We start from the raw sequence: 16,780 nt of genomic DNA, 5'->3' as shown, positions 1-16,780 counted from the left end.
TAGTCGCGGTAGTTGCCAGGAGTGCGTGCGGGCTCCGGCACGGCCCCGGTTTCGTGCAAGTGGCGGATGGCGCGCACGGAGCAGCCAGCAGCGCGCGCGACGTCAGAGATCCTCATGCCGCCATTTTGAACTATGACGCCGCGTGAGGGTCAAGGCTTAGTTGCGGAAGCCGTGGACCGGGGCGGGGATGAAGCCGCCACGCTCGATGAACGGCGCGTTGCTGACCTGGTTCACGGGAATTACCGGCGCATAGCCGAGGAGGCCACCGAAATTGACTTCGTCGCCAGGTTTTGTGCCGGGGACGGGGATGAGGCGGGCGGCGGTGGTTTTATGGTTCATCACACCGATGGCGGCTTCGTCGGCGATCATGCCTGAGATTGTCGCGGCGGTGGTGTTGCCGGGAATAGCGATCATGTCGAAGCCCACCGAGCAGATCGACGTCATCGCTTCAAGCTTGTCCATGGTGATCGATCCGGCACGCACAGCGTCGATCATGCCCTGATCCTCCGAAACAGGGATGAAGGAGCCAGAGAGGCCGCCGACGCGGGAGCAGGCCATCATGCCGCCTTTCTTGACGGCGTCGTTAAGCAGTGCGAGCGCGGCGGTGGTGCCGTGCGTGCCCACTTGATGCAGGCCCATGTGCTCGAGGATGCGCGCGACGGAATCGCCGACCTCTGCCGTCGGGGCGAGCGAAAGGTCAACGATGCCGAACGGCACTCCGAGACGCTGGGCCGTGAGAGTGCCTACGAGTTGGCCCGCGCGCGTGATCTTAAACGCAGCTTTCTTGATCTCCTCGGCGACCTCATTGAGCGACTTACCCGCCAACGGGGTGATCGCACGGTCCACCACACCCGGGCCCGACACACCGACGGAAATGACGGTGTCCGGCTCCTCAATACCGTGGAACGCGCCAGCCATGAAGGGGTTGTCGCCCACAGCGTTCGCGAAAACAACGAGCTTCGCGCAGCTTATCGACGACCTCTCCGCCGTCAACTCCGCCGCCTCCTTCACCACCTTGCCCATGGTTTTCACCGCGTCCATGTTGATACCGGCGCGGGAAGACGCAACGTTCACGGAACCGCAGACAAATTCCGTGTTCGACAAGGCTTCGGGGATGGAGGCGATAAGGCGCTCATCGGCCTCCGTGGCGCCCTTTTCCACGAGCGCGGAGTAACCGCCGATGAAGTTCACGCCGAGCTCTTGGGCTGCTTTGTCGAGAGCGTGGGCTATGTCGGCCGGATTGCCGTCCAAGCCCGCTGCGACGAGCGCGATCGGGGAGACCGACACACGCTTGTTCACGATGGGGATGCCGAGTTCGCGTTCGATGCCCTGGCAGACGTCGACAAGCCGTGCGGCGCGCGCGGTCACCCGGTCGTAGACAGCCTGCGCAGTGGCTGCCATCGTGGAGCGCGTGCAGCCGATGAGCGAAATGCCCATGGTGACGGTGCGGATATCTAGGCGGTAGTCCTCGATCATCGAGATGACGTCCATAATGCTGGCGGACTTGAAGTTCAGCTCGTTGCCCATGGCGCTAGATCTCATTCATCGCGGTGAACAGGGCCTCGCTCTGGACGCGGATATCCACGCCAAGGTCTGCGCCCACCGACGTGAGCGTGTCCTGGAGAGCGGCGATGTCAAAGCCTTCTTCCGGCAGTGCAACCCGCATGATCATGGTGAAGAAATCACTCATGAGGGTCTGCGACACGTCGACGATGTTGATGTTGTGATCCGCCGCAGCCTGAGCAACTCCAGCGATGATGCCGGTCCGGTCCGGGCCGGTGGTGGTGATGATCGCGTACATGGCTTCCCATGCTAGACCCCAAACAGGCGAGTCTACGTCACTGGGGCAGCAGGCGCGGGCGGTTTGCCGGAATCTGTGGATAACTTTTGCCGATATCGGGGTTATCCGCAGGTTCAGAAACGCGCGCTTTACAGGAGTTCTTGGTCGTGTCAGGGTGGCAGACATGATTGGTTTCGGAGAGTTCCTCGGCGCCGTTGCTGCCGGGGTGGACACCTTGGCTGGCTTTGACCGCCAGGCGGCGCTTGATGCCGGGGTGCAGCCGAAACGTGTGCGCGACTGGGCCAAGGTGCACGAAGTGTACTTCGGATCGACGAGGTTGAAGAAGCAGCAGAGTCTCGGGGTGGCTAAGGCTCGCGCGAACCGCGTCTCCATGGACACTTTGACCTTGATCGAAGAGAGCACGAAGCTGATCAGCGATCCCGTGGACCGCTGGCGACTCCGCCACACCCTGCTGGACGTGCGGGGAAGTTACGAGACCGTGCGGCGGCGCGCCAAGGAGATTGTTCCTGCCGTGGAACCGCCGCCGCCTTCGGATGGGGTGGGCTTCACAGGTTCGCGCAGAGGCAAACGAGCGATGATGGTGACGGGACCGGAGCGCATCATGGCGGATCTGGAACACTCGTTGAGCCAGGACATTGATCCGTCGCGCCCGCGTGGCCCGCAGCTGTTTGAGGCGTTTATGACGATGCTGGAGTTTGGCGGTGGGGTTGCGCGGGCAGTGCCGCGCCCGTTAGTGCTGGTGCCTCTGCCGGAGTACGCGCGTATTGTGCGCCAAGAGGGCGATGAGACGATCCTTGGTCTCACCGACGGCACCACGATGACCGGTGCAGAGTTCCTCGCTACGTTTCATGGTGCGGACCTGGAAGTGGGGCTATTCCACCCGCAGCAGGGCGCAGTGAACCTGTATCGCGGTCAGCGCCTGGCTAACCAGAAGCAGCGCGACCTGGCACGGGCGGTCACTCCGGCGTGTCCGGTGCCCGGTTGCCGCCACGGGGCGGATGCCTGCGAACTCCACCACATGACGGCGTGGAAGCATGGGGGAGAGACCAACGTGAACAACCTGACGCCGCTGTGCCGCTATCACAACAGGGTCAATGACGATGATCCGTGGCGACAGGCCCGCGGGCGAGTCGAGCGAATCAGGGGCGGGCCGGTGTGGGTGTCGCCGCGGGGCTATCCGGTGATGAATGATCGTCACCCGTTCGGAGCGTTGCGCTCCCTCTTCGGCCACCCCATTTTTCGCTAGCCTGGGCGGCATGGAACAAGAGTTCACTCAATTCGTTCTCGTCATTGGTGCTGGCGGGAAGGTCAGCCAGTTGAGCGTGCCATTGCTTATTGCGGAGGGGCATAAAGTCACCGGTCTCGTGCGCAACCCGGAGCATGTTCAGCAGCTTATCGGCGCCTCCGCTACCGCCATCGTCACCGACCTCACCCGCTTGGACGCGGAGGAGTGGGCACGTTTGCTCACTCCGTTTGACGCGGTGGTGTGGTCCGCTGGTGCGGGCGGGGGTGATCCGGAGCGGACGTATGCGGTGGACCGAGATGCGGCATTGCGTATGATCGGTGCGCTGGAGGAATTGGGGGAGTTCGCACCCAAGCTCGTCATGGTGTCCTATGCCGGCGCTGCGAAAGCGACAGCGGTGGACGACGGCAGCAGCTGGTTCGCTTATGTGGAGTCGAAGAAGGCCGTCGATAAGCGCCTGTTGGAGTCGGAGCTCGACTATGTCATCTTGGGGCCGACGAGGTTGACCATGGAGCGCTCCCATGGTGGTCGTGCCGTAGACGAGACTACGCGGCCAGAATCTACGACCTCGCGTGAGCTCGTCGCGCAGGTAATTGTGGAGGCCGTCGGGCGTGAGGCGATGCCTGCGAACCCCTTCGACTTCGAAGACGGGGACACACCAGCGCGGGAGTTAGCGCTCTAGGCAGAATTCAGCGAAACGTTTCACCAGGGCGTTTGCGGTTGTCGTATCCACGCTGGGGAGGCCGGCGACGATAGTGTCGTACTCGGCCTGCGGGAAATAGCCGTAGTCGTAGTAGAAATCCATGCGCGTTTTCATCGCGGCGGCATCCATCTCCGCGTGGAACTGCGTAGCCCACACATGGTCGCGGTAGCGCAGGATCTGAACTGGGCAGGACGGTCCTTCGGCCAGGAGCGTCGCACCCTTTGGGGCTGCGAGAGGGTTCTCAGTATGCCCGGTCAGCGCGGTGAACAACTTGGGCAATCCAGCCATGAGTGGATCTTCCTCTGCAGCGGGCAGTGTGCTCACAATGGTGGGACCCGATGTTTCCGGGTGGGTGTGTCCGACCAGACCACCCAAGTGGTGGGTGAGCCAGCTAATGCCATAGCAGACGAAGAAGACGGGGATGTCGCCTTCCACGAGTTCGGCGAGGATCTCGTGCACATGTTTTTGCCACGGCGAGTACTCCTCATTAGTGATGTTCAGTGAACTACCACCGACAAAGATGCCGCTCACCCCATCAAGGCTGCCCAACTTGGAGGTCTCATCGGAGATGGAGCGCAACTCAATGTCATTTGTGCTCAAACCGGTTGCGCGCAGCGTGTCGTGGTATTCAGCGTGGGTCACCGCAGGACCAACCGGTCCGTTGCGCAAAGACAGGAAGAGCAGTTTGGGCATAAGGGAGGATTGTAAGTGGCGGGACGTCGATAAGCGAAAAGCCGGCTCCCACGAGGGGAACCGGCCTTCAGCTACGCAGCTTAGTTCTTGACCATCTGGCGCAGAACGTACTGCAGAATGCCGCCGTGGCGGTAGTACTCAGCCTCACCAGGCGTATCGACGCGGACCTTAGCCTCGAACTCAACCTTCTCGCCACCATCCTTCGTGGCGGTGACGTGAACAGTCTCCGGAATAGCGTCGCCCTCATTGAAGGCGGTGATGCCGGTGATGTCGAAGGTCTCGGTGCCGTCCAGACCCAGGGAAGCGTGGGTTTCGCCCTCCGGGAACTGCAGCGGCAGAACACCCATACCGATCAGGTTGGAGCGGTGAATACGCTCGAAGGACTCGGTGATGACAGCGCGGACGCCGAGCAGGTTGGTGCCCTTTGCAGCCCAGTCACGGGAAGAACCGGTGCCGTACTCCTTACCAGCCAGGACGACCAGTGGGATGTTCTTCTCGGCGTAGTTCTGTGCAGCGTCGTAGATGAACGCCTGCGGAGCGCCTTCCTGAGTGAAGTCGCGGGTGTAGCCACCGGCCTCTTCAACCAGCTGGTTGCGGAGGCGGATGTTAGCGAAGGTACCGCGAACCATGACCTCGTGGTTACCACGACGGGAACCAAACGAGTTGTAGTCGTGGCGAGCCACACCGTGTGCATCCAGGTAGTTCGCAGCCGGGGTGCCCGGCTTGATGGAGGAAGCAGGGGAGATGTGGTCCGTGGTCACGGAGTCGCCCAGCTTAGCCAGCACGCGAGCGCCGGTGATATCCTGAACAGCTTCCGGCTGCTCCGGCATACCGTCGAAGTACGGTGCCTTGCGGATGTAGGTGGAGTCCTCGTTCCAGGAGAAGGTCTTGCCCTGCGGGATGTCGAGCTCCTGCCACTGCTTGTCGCCCTTGAAGACGTCAGCGTAGTCCTTCTCGTACATCTCACGGGAGATAGTGTCAGCGATGACACCCTCGATCTCATCAGCGGACGGCCAGACGTCCTTCAGGAAGACGTCGTTGCCGTCTGCATCCTGGCCCAGTGGCTGGGTCTCGAAGTCGAAGTCCATGGTGCCGGCGATGGAGTACGCGATGACCAACAGCGGGGAGGCAAGGTAGTTCATCTTCACGTCGGGGGAGATACGTCCCTCGAAGTTACGGTTACCGGACAGGACTGCGGTTGCGGTCAGGTCGTACTCGTTGATCGCAGCGGAGATCTCGTTCGGCAGCGGGCCGGAGTTACCGATGCAGGATGCACAGCCGAAGCCGGACAGGTAGAAGCCGACAGCTTCGAGGTCCTTCCATAGGTCAGCGCGGTTGTAGTAACCGTCAACGACCTGGGAGCCCGGAGCCATAATGGTCTTCACCCATGGCTTAGCCTTCAGGCCCTTCTCAGCAGCCTTGCGCGCCAGCAGCGCCGCACCGACCATAACGGACGGGTTGGAGGTGTTGGTGCAAGAGGTGATTGCTGCGATAGCAACCATGCCGTGGTCGAGGGTGTACTCGCCACCCTGCGGGGACTCGACGATGACCGGCTTGGAAGCGCGGCCCTCAGAGCCGTCAGCAGCGGACTCGCCGTTTGCCGGCCAGGACTCGTTGTAGGAAACGGTCTCGACCTTCTCGGCGCGAACCGGTTCTGCGTGGCCGTCGCCAGCGGTGTTGTAGTCCGGCAGCTGCTTACGGAAGGTCTCCTTGGACTCTGCGAGCAGGATGCGGTCCTGTGGGCGCTTCGGTCCAGCAATCGACGGCTTGACGGTGGACAGATCGAGCTCGAGGTACTCGGAGTACTCGGCTTCCTTGGCACCCTGCTCGAGCCACATACCCTGAGCCTTGGCGTATGCCTCGACGCGGTCGATTGTCTCCTGGTCGCGGCCGGTGAGGTGGAGGTAGTTAATAGTCTCCTCGTCGATCGGGAAGATCGCACAGGTGGAGCCAAACTCCGGCGACATGTTACCGATGGTTGCGCGGTTTGCCAGCGGGATCTGCTTGACACCGTCGCCGTAGAACTCGACGAACTTCTGCACCACACCGTGATCGCGGAGCATCTCGGTGACGGTCAAAACAACGTCGGTAGCGGTCACGCCAACCGGGATCTCACCGGTGAGCTTGAAGCCAACGACGCGCGGGATGAGCATGGACACCGGCTGGCCGAGCATTGCCGCCTCAGCCTCGATGCCACCGACACCCCAGCCCAGGATGCCCAGGCCGTTCTCCATGGTTGTGTGGGAGTCCGTACCAATACAGGTGTCAGGGTAAGCTACGCCGTCGTTGTCAAAGACAACGCGGGAGAGGTACTCAATGTTCACCTGGTGGACGATGCCGGTTCCCGGTGGGACGACGCGGAAGTTGGAGAAGTTCTCTGCACCCCAGCGCAGGAACTGGTAGCGCTCCTCGTTGCGCTCGTACTCGATCTCAACGTTCTTATCCAGAGCGTTCTCGGAGCCGAACGCCTCGATGATCACGGAGTGGTCAATGACCATCTCAGCTGGGTTCAGCGGGTTGACCTGGTCCGGGTTGCCGCCGAGGGAGGACACGGCCTCACGCATGGTGGCGAGGTCGACCACACAGGGGACACCGGTGAAGTCCTGCATGAGGACGCGTGCCGGGGTGAACTGGATCTCGATGGACGGCTCTGCCGACGGATCCCAGTTAGCAATCGCCTTGATGTGCTCCTCGGTGACATTCTTGCCATCCTCGGTGCGCAGCAGGTTCTCGCCCAGCACCTTCAGGGAGTAGGGGAGTTTCTCCATACCTTCGACTGCGTCGAGGGCGTAGTAGTCGTAGGACTTACCGCCGACCTCGAGAGTCTTCTTCGCGTTAAAGGAGTTCTTGCTCTCAGACACGTGAGCTCCGTTTCTCGTTGTCAAACTTAGATTCTGGGTGTCGCGACCCATAGGGGTCCCTACCTGCACATCTTAGGGCACTCGGCGCTGAAAGTAGGTAATACGGTCCGGCTAAAGGCCTTCTATGGAACTTTTAGCTACCCCGTAACCGGAAATCCCCCTCACATCGGGGTGTGCGTATCGGTGGGACCCGCGCAACGGGGCCTGACGCGGTTTCTTCCCTGTGCGCCTCCAATGCACCGGCGGTTGGCGCGCTAACCTTTTGGACTATGGCTCCCGTGAACGTCGATAAGGCTTCTTTGACCGCCCAGCTAGCGGATGATTCGGTTGCGTTCGAGACGGACAACCCGATGAATCTTCTCATCGAACCGGATTTGCTGCGCGCAGTGAATGAGGCTTCCACGCAGGAGGGCGGGCCTTTCGGTTACGTCGTACTGGAAACGGTCGGGGCTGGGCCGGGCGCGCTCCGCGATCTGGCGCAGGAGCTCTTGGAGGGCACAAACGCACACACCATGATTGTCCGTGCACCTGATGCGACAGCGGCGGTGAGTACTGAGCTCACCCGCGCGCAAATCGAAAAGTCCGAGTTCGCGCTGATTAGGCAACCTGATTATGCTCAGGGGATCGATGCTTTTGTTGCGAGCATTGCGGACAGTGGGGAACCGCACTGGGGCACCTTAGGGGCAATTTTGGCTGCCCTCATCGTGCTTGTAGCTGTCGTAACGCACTGGACAGTCAAGCGTTGAGCCTAGACTTATGTGACACGCCGGGGTGTATAACTGTCAACCCATGTGCCTTGTGTTAACGCATGTTGCGTCTTAGGTTGTGGAACGTGATGAAAGTCACAGTAGATCTGCGTGGCCCTAAAGTCCCAGCGTGACAAAAAGTAACAGTCATGTCATTTAGCTTGACCAGTGTGAAAGTTGGTAAAGGATGTGCACCAGACATCTGAAGTGGCTTATGGTTTCCATGTCAGCTCGTGGGCTGATAACTGTTACTTCTTACGCACTCGTAACACTTAATGAATGACGCAAGGTTGAACACGGACTCCGGTCGGTGGGATGACTTGAATGAATTCGGGCATGTGGGGAAGCACGCCAAGAATTGAGTTCGTTACCGTCGCTGAGTAATGCTGGCGCCGGGGCGGATTCGTGTTGCAGTCAAGTTTGAGGGACGGACGATCTCCCATGGGCTCACATCCGTGATCGTTCTAGAATCCGCACGCCGACCGGAGGGTCGGGCTTAGTTTGTGCTCTCGCATGAGCCGGGTCAGTGTGGTGAGAGGAATACCTCAGTGGTTTTCACAGTCCGTTCCGTTCGCTCTGTGTATTCAGGTTCCCGGGCGCACCGACGCTTCCGGATATTTTTGTCTGCAACCGCTTGTGCCGTGTCACTGTCGGTTATGTGCAGTACGACATCTGTCGCTCAAGAGTCGCCGGTTACTGCTCTTGTTTCTGAAATCACCGGCTTTGAGGCCGATATCAGTCGCATCAACCTTGAGCTGGGCGGTCTGCAGGAGGCAGTGAACCAGGCGCTCGTCGATCTTCATGATGCGCAGTCCTTGGCCGAGCAGGCTCGCCAAGGCGCCAAGGAGGCGAAGGATCGCCTCAATGCCTCGCAGGCGGATGTTGACCGTGCGCAGGAAGACCTGGACTCGGTGGCGCGCTCCTCGTACCGTTCTCAGAATTCGGCATCCCCGGCGCAGTTGGGTTCGGGTGATGCACGTAAGGATTCGTTGGATCGCCAGACCTATCTGCGTCGTGAGTCCGATGAGAAGCGTGGTGCACTCGAGGAATTGGTGCGCAATCGCACCATCGCCGCAAATGATGAGTCCACCTTGCGTCAAGCCAGTAGGCTTGCCGACGACCGCGAGCGTCAAGCTACCCAGGCCGAATCCGACGCTCGTGGGACGTTGGACCACGCTATGGGTGAACTCGCAGACAAGCTCGCTGCACGAGATGAGGCGTCGGCGGATCTTGCAGAGGCTCAGAGCGAGTTAGCGGAGCTGCGTCCGGAGCACCCGCTTGCGGACAGCTCCCCTGAGACCCTGGAGACCCCGGAGACCCCGGAGGCGTCGGCCGCTCCGGCGGCTCAGGAGGCTTCGCCGGCTCAGGCCGAGGCACCTGCTGCTCCTGTAACTTCTGCGACTGAGGTCACGGCGCCGGAGGCGCCGACACAGGAGGCTGCGCAAGAAGCTGCTCCGAATGTTGAGCCCAGCACGGAAGCCACTGCGCCCGAAGCTCCTGCATCAACCGAGTCCGCGGAGGATACTCAGCAAGATACCGTGACTGCAGCAATGGATGCGTTGGCTGAGGCTGTGGGCAAATCTCAGGCTGACCACTCCACCTTTGAGGACCCGTATGGGAATGGGGCGACGGGGGAGATTGCGGCGACCTCGGGAAGCGAGTCTACGAATGACGCTGTCGAGGAATCTGTGGCGGAAGTGCTTCCGGAGGTGAAGGATAGCTCGGCAGTGACGGAAGAAATTCGCGAGGATTCTTCCTTGACGGTGGCTGATGGCAACCGTCAGCAGCAGATTGAGGCTGTTATTGCGCGTGCGGAGTCTCAGATTGGTACCCCCTACGTGTGGGGTGGTGGTGACGCGAATGGTCCGACTGCGGGCATTAGTGACGGCCGGACTCCGCGCACGGGTCAGCTTGGCTTCGACTGCTCTGGCCTAGTCTTGTACGCCTTTGCCGGTGTGGGGATTTCGCTTCCGCATTACACCGGTTATCAGTACCAGCGTGGTGAGAAGATCCCGGTGGCACAGGCTGAGCGCGGCGACCTGTTGTTCTGGGGTGATGGGGGTAGCCGTCACGTGGCTATTTACCTGGGTAACGGTCAGATGCTCGAAGCGCCACAGACCGGTATGAACGTGCAGAAGACTGCGGTGCGCCAGAGCGGTATGGCACCGTATGCGGTCCGACTCATTTAGCACAATCAGCCATCGGGGTAGTCACGGTTGATCTAGACTAGCGTCCATGTCGTTTAGTGATTTTGATGCACTCCTCGTTCTTTCTTTCGGTGGCCCCGAAGGGGAGGACGAGGTTATTCCATTTCTAGAGAACGTAACGAGAGGTCGGGGTATACCGCGCGAACGTCTTGCGGCTGTCGGTGAACACTATTTCCACTTCGGAGGTGTGAGCCCGATTAATGATCAGAATCGCACGATCATCAGCAATGTAGAGGCGGAGATCGCGCGTCGCGGGGAGTCTTTGCCGGTCTATTTCGGTAACCGTAATTGGCACCCTTTCGCACAAGAGGCTGCGGAGAAGATCAAGGCGGACGGTCACCGTAAGGTGGCAGTGTTCGCTACTTCCGCGTGGGGTGGCTATTCTGCGTGCCGTCAGTACGATGAGGACATCACGAAGCTCCGTGACTCCCACGGTGATATTGAGTTCACCAAGCTGTGGCAGTTCTACGGACATCCGATCTTCGTCAAGCTCATGGCTGATCATGTGCGCGAGGCTTGGGAGTCAGCTGATCAGGACTCTACCCGTGTACTCTTCGCTGCTCACTCAGTGCCCAACGCAGCTGATGATGCGTCTGGCGGATCCAAGGATTCAAATCTTTATTCGCGCCAGGTAGAGGAAGCCTCCCGCCTCATTGCTGAAGCGGCGGGCGTGCCTTCCTATGAGGTCGTGTGGCAGTCACGGTCCGGTAATCCCGCGACACCGTGGCTTGAGCCGGATGTAGTGGACCGTACCGAAGAACTTCATGCGTCAGATCCTTCGATTAAACACATCATTTGTGTCCCTGTCGGCTTCATCACGGATCACATGGAGGTTGTGTGGGACCTCGACACGGAACTCAAAGAGGCTTGTGAGGAGCGCGGTATGACACTCACGCGTACCGCAACTGTCGGGTTGGAGCCGGAGTTTGCCAACCTGATCCTTGACCTTGTGGAGAAAACTGCCGCCCGCAGTGTGCCTGAGACACTCTCGACAGTCACCGTGCAGGGCTGCACGCGTAACGGTGCGCCTTGTAAACCGGACTGCTGCGTTAGCTAGTCTGCTGGCAATTCAGCACCGCATCAGCAACTCCAGCCATGCGTGCTGTACGGATGTGACGCCAGAGACTGAAAAGTTGAGGGTCGAAAGAGTGATCGCCCAGCTTATCGACGACAGTCTCAATCACCGCCGCTACCCGGTCCGCTCGTGCAAATAGTTTGGCGGCCCGCGGGGTGGTGGACATTGGCAAACCGGGCGTGTCGTAGAAATCGGCTAAAGAACCAACAGTGAGCCGGGGATCGGGAAGATCTGCCCTGGTGCCGCCAGTAGCTCGAATGAGCTCGGCGGCTTCTGTTGTTGCTTGGGAGAGTAAAGCGTCCGCTTCACCGGGGCTGAGCCAGGCGGGTTCGGGCAGACGGGCGTGTTCCTCAAACCAGCGCCACGTGGTGCCCTCGGGGGTGTAGCAGGGAATCAGAATGTGGGTGATGCCGCCATAGCCGCGAAGGGCGAGGGCCGCTGATCCGGTTTCGGTGAGTGCAGCAGCCGCTGGGGAGCCGGCAGGCAGCTCCGCGGGCTGACCGGGGCCAGAAAGAATCAGGCGGACTGCAGGGCCTTCCTCATTAAGGTTGGTGGCTTCACGGATGTCTCGCAGAAGCGTCGTTAATGCTTCGTCGTGGTAATAATGCGGCCCACCAAGATCTTGTAGTGCCGAGATGACGTTGTCGGTTGACTCATGCCCGCACAGCCAGGAGGACAACCATACGGCAGTGTTCTGGAGTGGGGAGAAGACTTCGGCGCGCGTACTCATTTGGGAGAGTATATCGGATACGCTGTGGTCCACTATGAGATCAACCGACCCGTACTCAGGCGATATTTTTGCAGGCCATGCACGCAACAAACCCCGCACCTTCCCGGAAGTGCCGGCGACACGTGACATTGTTGCGGAGGTTTTCGGCGATGATTTCGTTGGTGCGGTCATCGGCTGCGAGAGGACGTACGACGGAGACTTTGTGCGGCTGGAAGACCGGCGTGGGGTCCAACGCCTGTTCAAACTTTTGCCCGGCGCGTTTTTGGTGGAAGGCCAGCGAGTGACGTTGACGCGACCGGTTGCTGCGCCTGTGCAGAAGAGATCCAATTCAGGTTCCCGCAGGGTGGATAATGTGCGGGCAAAGGTGGCTATGCCGTCGCGGATTTGGGTGGAAGGCGTGCATGATGCGGCGATCGTCGAAAAGATTTGGGGCCATGACCTGAGGGTTGAGGGTGTGGTCGTGGAATACCTTGAGGGCTTAGACAATCTTCCGGAGCGCCTTGCGGAGTTTCAGCCGGGACCTGGCCGGCGCATCGGTGTGCTGGCTGACCACCTCATCGAGGGAACGAAGGAGTCCCGCCTGGTTGAGGGCGTGGGGCCACACGTGTTGGTCACGGGGCACCCATATGTGGATATTTGGGCCGCGGTGAAGCCAGAACGACTCGGCATGCGCGCGTGGCCAGAGGTCCCAAAAGGCGAAGACTGGAAGACGGGCATCTGCCAACGTTTGGGCTGGTCTGATCCGCGGGAGGGCTGGAATCGTGTGTACAGCGCTGTGGAATCGTTCCGAGATGTGGACCATACGCTCATCGGAGCGGTGGAGCGGCTGGTTGACTTTGTTACTAATCCGGATCTGAGTAAGGCTGACTTGTAGTCGGTATAGTTATTGCCGTGGGTGCAATTATTTGGTTAATAGGAGCGTTAGTGCTCGCTGGCCTTGAGCTTGCGGTCGGCGAGTTTACTTTTCTTATGCTCGCCAGTGGTGCACTGGTGACATCGGGCGCATCACTACTCGGTCTTCCTGTATGGGCTGAATTGGTTATCTTCGGCCTATCGTCTGCCGCTCTCATCTTGTTCTTGCGCCCATTTTTGCACCGACGTTATCTGACCCCCAGTAAGTTGGATACCTCGCCGAAGGCACTCGTCGGCAAGGGTGCAGTCGTTGTGGAGGACATCACGCCGACTGGTGGGCAAGTGCGCTTGGATGGTTCGATTTGGTCCGCCCGCGCGGTGGACCCCGCCCGCACCATTCCGGCTGGGGATCATGTGACGGTCGCCGACATTGACGGAATCATTGCAGTCGTTTGGAAGGACTAGCTATGGCAGCAACTATTTTTCTAGTTGTCCTCTTCATCTTCATCATCTCGGTGATCTTCCGCGCTATCGCGCTGATCCCGCAGGGTGAAGCAGCGGTTATTGAGCGGTTGGGGCGCTACACCCGCACCGTGTCGGGTGGAATAACGTTGTTGGTTCCATTCGTCGATAGGGTGCGTGAGCGTGTGGATACACGCGAGCGTGTCGTGTCGTTCCCGCCGCAAGCCGTGATTACGCAGGATAACCTGACGGTGGCCATCGATACGGTGGTGACCTTCCAAATCAACGATCCTGCCCGCGCGATTTACGGAGTGGATAACTACATCGTGGGTGTGGAGCAGATCTCTACCGCAACGCTCCGCGACGTTGTGGGTGGTATGACCCTGGAAGAGACCCTGACCTCGCGTGAGACCATCAACCGCCGCCTCCGCGGTGAGCTCGATGCTGCGACGGCCAAGTGGGGACTGCGCATCAGCCGTGTGGAGCTTAAGGCAATTGATCCGCCACCATCGATCCAGCAGTCGATGGAGATGCAGATGAAGGCTGACCGTGAGAAGCGCGCAATGATTCTCACTGCAGAGGGACGCCGTGAGTCTGATATTAAGACTGCTGAGGGTGAGAAGCAGGCACGCATTCTGGCTGCTGAGGGTGAGAAGCACGCGTCGATTCTGGCGGCTGAAGCTGAGCGCCAGGCAGCGATCCTGCGCGCGGAGGGTGAGCGCGCCGCGAAGTTCCTGGAGGCGCAGGGTGAGGCCCGCGCGATCCAGAAGGTCAACGCCGCGATCAAGTCCTCCGGCGTCACGCCGGAGCTGCTGGCCTACCAGTACATGGAGAAGCTGCCTAAGATCGCCGAGGGCAATGGTTCTTCGATGTGGATGATCCCGTCCCAGTTTGGTGATTCGCTGGAAAGCTTTGCTAAGGCGTTTGCCAAGAAGGACGATGATGGTGTCTTCCGCTACGAGCCGGGGCAGATTGACCCCCAGGCCCAAGAGATTGCTTCCCAAGACGACACGGACCAGTGGTTCGAAATGTCTTCCGATCCGGAGATAGCCAAAGCTGTGGCGGAGGCTCGCGCTGTGGCGAATAAGCCGGTTGATGGGGCTCTCGAGGAACCGCAGGAGAAGTCTGGCTGGGAGCAGCCCAACTTTGAGCAGCCTGCGCAGCCTTCTACTGAGGAGCCCCGGCAGCTCTAGACATCAGGTTCACGGCGAGCTGCCAACCCGACTGCTCAGCGTGCCATCCGGCAGCTTGCAGGCGTTGGCTCATGGCCTGTTTGGAAATGCCGAGCTGCGCTGCCGCTTCGTTCTGATTAAATCCGGATCTCACGAGTGCGGTTGCCTCGCGGCCCTCAACCGTGCGCTTAGCTAGGACGTAGCCAAGTAGAGCAAAGGTCGAAGCAATGTCTGCTGCATCAGTGCCGGGCTGTTGCTTTTCGACGACTACCCCAACCGTCCCTGCTTTTACCCCAACCGCATCGCTCGCGGCGTAGATGGCGGGGCCTGTTTGGGTGATGCCGATGCCGACGGCCCAATTGCCATCGGAAAGTAGTGCCATCACGAGCATGCAGGCCGCCTCCGCATCAGCGACGTGTGTGCGAATATCTTCCACGCCCACGACGTCGAAGTGCCCTACGCCGTCAAGGGTGGCGAGTGCCTCGGCGGAGCGTTTAACAAGATCCGCGCGGCGAGAATCGTTGCCACGGTAGCGGGCATGGACGGCAATCATGTGGGACAGTGTAGACGCTATGAGGCTTTGTCTACGGTCGGGGCTTGACGGAGAGGTGTTGTGGCGTCGATAAGCAAGCCTCCGCAACCGATAATGGCGAGTGTCACCATGATGGCAATGAAGATGGGATCGGGGCGACTAGTGAGGGTATCGCCGAACATGGTGACCAGGATCGTGCCTGGCGCGGAACCGATGAAGGTTGCGATGGCGAAGGGTACGACGGGTACGCGAGTGAGCGCTGCGGCGTAGTTCATGATGGAAAACGGGATGCCAGCGATCATGCGCAGGCTCGTGATTGCGAGCCACCCACGTTGCTCCAAGCGTTGGTTGATGCGCTGGACAGACGGGTGGGTCAGCCGTGGTTCCACCCAATCCCGAAGAAGGAAGCGCACGAGGAGGAGCGAGACGATTGCGGACACTGTCGTCGCGGTGAGCGCCAGAAGTATTCCTTTAACAGCGCCGAAAAGCACGCCTCCAGAGACGGTCAGGAGGGTCCGGGGGATAGGGAACTGGGTGATGAACACATAGGCTAGCCAGAACACAACGGGGAACCATGGCCCAGTGCGGTCGGACCAGATGCGGAGTTGGGTTAAGGAGGGGACGTCGATAAGCATCCACGCAGCGATGAAAAACGCAGCGACAACTATCACGAGCAAAGTCTTATTGCGTGAGCTCATCTGACGAAAATTCACGGCTCAATCTTTCCTCGGTTGTACCGTGGGGCCAAACTGGGGGTTAGACAGAATGTCACCCCTCCGAAGATCTCCGGAGGGGTGACAGGTCGTGCCCGGAGGGGGACTTGAACCCCCACGTCCGTTAATAGGACACTAGCACCTCAAGCTAGCGCGTCTGCCATTCCGCCACCCGGGCTTTGGGTGTTGTCAGCCGTGAAGGCTGGGCACTCGTAGAACTATAGGTTGTTGTTCTGTGGTCCGGCAAATCGCCATTACAAACCATGAATCCCGCGGATGTTATTTGTTCAATTCGTGGCCAGGGCGTCAGTTCATCGGTAGAAAGGAACCATGACTGCTTCATATGTATCTGATCGTTTCCCAGGGCCTGATCCATACGCACCACTCGTGGATGTGCCGACGTTTCCTGTGACCTCCACCAACGTGATGGACGGGGAGCAGCTCCCTGTCGCTCAGCGGGGCGATGAGGGTGTGTCCCCGCAGTTGGCGTGGTCTGATCTGCCGGAAGGTACAAAGAGCATTGCCATAACGTGCTTTGACCCGGATGCCCCTACGGCTTCTGGTTTCTGGCACTGGGCGGCATTCAATATTCCGGCGGATGTAACTGAGCTGCCCACCGATGCCGGCTCAAAGGAGGGCCTCGGTGTAAGGGCGGTAGTGTTGACCGGTTGTTCCGGTGTCAAGGGCTACTACGGTTCCAACCCGCCGGCAGGGCACGGCCCCCACCGTTACCTGTTCGCTGTGCACGCGGTGGATACTGTTTTGCCGGAAGATGGTGTGGCTAACCCCACCCAGTTGGGCTTCAACTTGAATTTCCACTCCTTAGGTCGCGCGATCATCTGGGGTTGGGACGAAAACTAGGCCTGTTATGTCCATAGGGTTTTTGGACATGGAGTCCGGTGTCTTTTTGGACACGGAATCCATGGTGTTCTTGGACATTTCTAGCGGCTTATGGTTGTAGCCTGCGTTTCGGCCGGGGCTTGGATAGTT

17 protein-coding genes and 1 tRNA gene are annotated in these 16,780 nt (G+C 59.8%); 9 read left to right on the top strand and 9 right to left on the bottom strand.

Features of this window, described 5'->3' with window-relative positions; genetic code table 11:
- From F4V54_RS07670 to F4V54_RS07660, 3 genes are all read right to left on the bottom strand, one after another.
- A partial coding sequence (locus F4V54_RS07670; RefSeq protein WP_150386754.1) for a MerR family DNA-binding transcriptional regulator occupies positions 1-116 on the bottom strand: 116 nt, incomplete at its 3' end.
- 40 nt (positions 117-156) lie between these two features.
- Positions 157-1,527: a PFL family protein gene (locus F4V54_RS07665; protein ID WP_150386756.1), complete on the bottom strand. Its 1,371-nt coding sequence runs from the start codon at positions 1,525-1,527 to the stop codon at positions 157-159.
- Positions 1,528-1,531: 4 nt separating this feature from the next.
- Positions 1,532-1,801, bottom strand: coding sequence for an ACT domain-containing protein (locus F4V54_RS07660; protein ID WP_034663368.1), 270 nt, complete (start codon positions 1,799-1,801; stop codon positions 1,532-1,534).
- Positions 1,802-1,964: 163 nt separating this feature from the next.
- Here F4V54_RS07660 and F4V54_RS07655 point away from each other — a divergent pair, with 163 nt between their 5' ends.
- Together F4V54_RS07655 and F4V54_RS07650 are read left to right on the top strand one after the other, a co-directional pair.
- A complete protein-coding gene (locus F4V54_RS07655; RefSeq protein ID WP_150386753.1) occupies positions 1,965-3,047 on the top strand; it encodes an HNH endonuclease signature motif containing protein in 1,083 nt (360 codons plus the stop codon).
- Between the two features lie 10 nt (positions 3,048-3,057).
- Positions 3,058-3,726 carry an NAD(P)H-binding protein gene (locus F4V54_RS07650; protein ID WP_150386752.1) on the top strand — a complete coding sequence of 223 codons (669 nt, stop codon included), beginning with the start codon at positions 3,058-3,060 and terminating at the stop codon, positions 3,724-3,726.
- Here the strand turns inward: F4V54_RS07650 and F4V54_RS07645 are convergent.
- Positions 3,715-4,440, bottom strand: a complete 726-nt coding sequence (locus F4V54_RS07645; protein WP_150386751.1) for a glutamine amidotransferase — start codon at positions 4,438-4,440, stop codon at positions 3,715-3,717. The two genes, F4V54_RS07650 and F4V54_RS07645, sit on opposite strands and share 12 nt — an antisense overlap.
- Positions 4,441-4,520: 80 nt before the next feature.
- The gene (gene acnA / locus F4V54_RS07640; RefSeq protein ID WP_211359472.1) at positions 4,521-7,301 is read right to left on the bottom strand and encodes an aconitate hydratase AcnA; all 2,781 of its coding nucleotides are present in this window, start codon (positions 7,299-7,301) and stop codon (positions 4,521-4,523) included.
- Positions 7,302-7,570: 269 nt separating this feature from the next.
- Here acnA and F4V54_RS07635 point away from each other — a divergent pair, with 269 nt between their 5' ends.
- The 3 genes from F4V54_RS07635 to F4V54_RS07625 all read left to right on the top strand — a co-directional run bounded on the left by F4V54_RS07635 (position 7,571) and on the right by F4V54_RS07625 (position 11,311).
- Positions 7,571-8,047 carry an Rv1476 family membrane protein gene (locus F4V54_RS07635; RefSeq protein WP_102723299.1) on the top strand — a complete coding sequence of 159 codons (477 nt, stop codon included), beginning with the start codon at positions 7,571-7,573 and terminating at the stop codon, positions 8,045-8,047.
- 656 nt (positions 8,048-8,703) lie between these two features.
- Entirely contained in the window at positions 8,704-10,236 is a 1,533-nt protein-coding gene (locus tag F4V54_RS07630) for a DIP1281 family NlpC/P60 protein (protein WP_150386749.1), read from the top strand.
- A 46-nt stretch (positions 10,237-10,282) separates the two neighbouring features.
- Positions 10,283-11,311 (top strand): ferrochelatase, encoded by a 1,029-nt coding sequence (locus tag F4V54_RS07625; RefSeq protein WP_150386748.1) that lies wholly within the window; start codon positions 10,283-10,285, stop codon positions 11,309-11,311.
- Here the strand turns inward: F4V54_RS07625 and F4V54_RS07620 are convergent.
- A complete protein-coding gene (locus F4V54_RS07620; RefSeq protein ID WP_150386747.1) occupies positions 11,304-12,059 on the bottom strand; it encodes a hypothetical protein in 756 nt (251 codons plus the stop codon). The two genes, F4V54_RS07625 and F4V54_RS07620, sit on opposite strands and share 8 nt — an antisense overlap.
- 34 nt (positions 12,060-12,093) lie before the next feature.
- Here F4V54_RS07620 and F4V54_RS07615 point away from each other — a divergent pair, with 34 nt between their 5' ends.
- Genes F4V54_RS07615 through F4V54_RS07605 form a run of 3 tightly spaced genes read left to right on the top strand, consistent with a single transcriptional unit; the run spans position 12,094 to position 14,566 of the window.
- Positions 12,094-12,933: a DUF3097 domain-containing protein gene (locus F4V54_RS07615; RefSeq protein WP_034663353.1), complete on the top strand. Its 840-nt coding sequence runs from the start codon at positions 12,094-12,096 to the stop codon at positions 12,931-12,933.
- A 17-nt stretch (positions 12,934-12,950) separates the two neighbouring features.
- Positions 12,951-13,376 (top strand): NfeD family protein, encoded by a 426-nt coding sequence (locus tag F4V54_RS07610; RefSeq protein WP_102723303.1) that lies wholly within the window; start codon positions 12,951-12,953, stop codon positions 13,374-13,376.
- 2 nt (positions 13,377-13,378) lie between these two features.
- On the top strand, positions 13,379-14,566 hold the full coding sequence (locus F4V54_RS07605) for an SPFH domain-containing protein (RefSeq protein WP_052092673.1): 1,188 nt from the start codon (positions 13,379-13,381) through the stop codon (positions 14,564-14,566).
- Here F4V54_RS07605 and F4V54_RS07600 read toward each other — a convergent pair.
- The 3 genes from F4V54_RS07600 to F4V54_RS07590 form a co-directional block, all read right to left on the bottom strand.
- Entirely contained in the window at positions 14,541-15,098 is a 558-nt protein-coding gene (locus F4V54_RS07600) for a DNA-binding protein (RefSeq protein ID WP_034663350.1), read from the bottom strand. The genes F4V54_RS07605 and F4V54_RS07600 overlap by 26 nt on opposite strands.
- A 17-nt stretch (positions 15,099-15,115) precedes the next feature.
- The gene (locus F4V54_RS07595; RefSeq protein WP_150386755.1) at positions 15,116-15,775 is read right to left on the bottom strand and encodes a TVP38/TMEM64 family protein; all 660 of its coding nucleotides are present in this window, start codon (positions 15,773-15,775) and stop codon (positions 15,116-15,118) included.
- 107 nt (positions 15,776-15,882) lie between these two features.
- Positions 15,883-15,968 (bottom strand) — tRNA-Leu (locus tag F4V54_RS07590).
- A 152-nt stretch (positions 15,969-16,120) separates the two neighbouring features.
- Between F4V54_RS07590 and F4V54_RS07585 the strand changes: the two genes are divergently transcribed.
- Entirely contained in the window at positions 16,121-16,651 is a 531-nt protein-coding gene (locus F4V54_RS07585) for a YbhB/YbcL family Raf kinase inhibitor-like protein (protein WP_150386746.1), read from the top strand.
- Positions 16,652-16,780 lie beyond the last annotated feature (129 nt).

This window comes from Corynebacterium tuscaniense (assembly GCF_008693065.1).
Lineage (GTDB): Bacteria > Actinomycetota > Actinomycetes > Mycobacteriales > Mycobacteriaceae > Corynebacterium > Corynebacterium tuscaniense.
The sequence above is the reverse complement of the archived record's forward strand: the minus strand, read 5'-3'. Positions and strand labels throughout refer to the sequence as shown.